This is a genomic window from Pantoea sp. UYEF8 (genome assembly GCF_040546285.1).
Classification (GTDB): Bacteria; Pseudomonadota; Gammaproteobacteria; order Enterobacterales; family Enterobacteriaceae; genus Pantoea; species Pantoea brenneri.
In genome coordinates this window covers 1-1,033 of the sequence record NZ_JBEPNM010000040.1, presented here as the reverse complement: position 1 = coordinate 1,033, position 1,033 = coordinate 1, and the positions used below count along the sequence as shown (strand labels likewise).

Genomic DNA, 1,033 nt, shown 5'->3' with positions numbered 1-1,033 from the left:
AGCGACGAGTCAGCGCGTGCGGCTGAGTGGGCTAACCGCTTCGGAAAATAACATGACCCCCTTTACTGATATTGGCGCAGCTATCGAAGAGGCTGCGTGGCTTGCTCACGCCCATAACAAACCTCACTGCGTATATCAGCGCTTTGACGGACTGACGGAAGTGGCGCCTGAGAACCCCGACCGCAATCCCATGTACACAACCGGCGCGCCCGGCGTCGTGACTATCGAATACAGGAGTGCAGCATGAGCGATTACACAGGAAGCAACACTCCGGTCGTCATACGAGATTTATGGCAGACGCCTCCCGAAATCTACGCCGCGCTAAACCGGGAGTTCAACTTCATTGGTGATGCCGCCGCAAGCGATCTCAATCATCTTCACCCGAAATATCTGACAGAGCAGCAAAACGCACTGGAGGAGGTCTGGGAATTTTATTTTCCACCTGGCTACATCTGGCTAAACCCGCCCTACAGCGATATTGGCCCTTGGGTGGAAAAGGCATCGTCCATTGATAGCGATGTACATGGGGTGGTGATGCTAGTTCCTGCTGACACGTCAGTTGGCTGGTTCGCAGATGCACAGAGGACATGCAGCGAAGTGCGTTTCATCACCGGCGGGCGGCTGTCCTTCGTTCGCGCTGATACCGGAAAGCCAGTCAATGGCAACAATAAAGGCTCGATGCTGATTATCTGGAATCCACACATGCTGGCTCGCTGTGCTGTCAGCTTTGTAGATCGTGATTTCCTGATGAAGTACGGCCGCGTCCTGATGGGGAGTAAAGCAGCATGAGCAAATTAACCACAGCAATTCATCAGGTGTTATCAGACGACGAATGGCACACATCGAAAGAGATTATCGATCGCGTCTGCGTGCTTGCATCGGCAAAGCGCATCAATGTGACGGTCGCCCTGCATGACATGGCCGACAACAACAAAATCAAGCGTCAGCGGTTAGGCATTTCGGACCATGACTACCAGTATCGGATGGGCGCATTCAGCATTGGATTTGGCATCAGCTACAACATGGCGATGCT

Annotated in this window: 3 protein-coding genes; all 3 read left to right on the top strand. The window is 53.2% G+C overall.

The annotated features are described in order from the left end of the window. Positions 1–247, top strand: a 247-nt coding sequence (locus ABIB18_RS23740) for a hypothetical protein (protein ID WP_354476059.1), incomplete at its 5' end; no start/stop codon positions are given. Beyond that, a complete protein-coding gene (locus tag ABIB18_RS23735) occupies positions 244–789 on the top strand; it encodes a phage N-6-adenine-methyltransferase (protein WP_354476057.1) in 546 nt (181 codons plus the stop codon). The genes ABIB18_RS23740 and ABIB18_RS23735, both read left to right, overlap by 4 nt. Continuing rightward, the coding region (locus ABIB18_RS23730) for a hypothetical protein (RefSeq protein ID WP_354476055.1) at positions 786–1,033 on the top strand (248 nt) is incomplete at its 3' end. The genes ABIB18_RS23735 and ABIB18_RS23730, both read left to right, overlap by 4 nt.

What these genes read in the sequence shown, in the direction of transcription:
- ABIB18_RS23735 (WP_354476057.1), top strand. Translation starts at nt 244, where the DNA reads ATGAGCGATTACACAGGAAGCAACACTCCGGTCGTCATACGAGATTTA.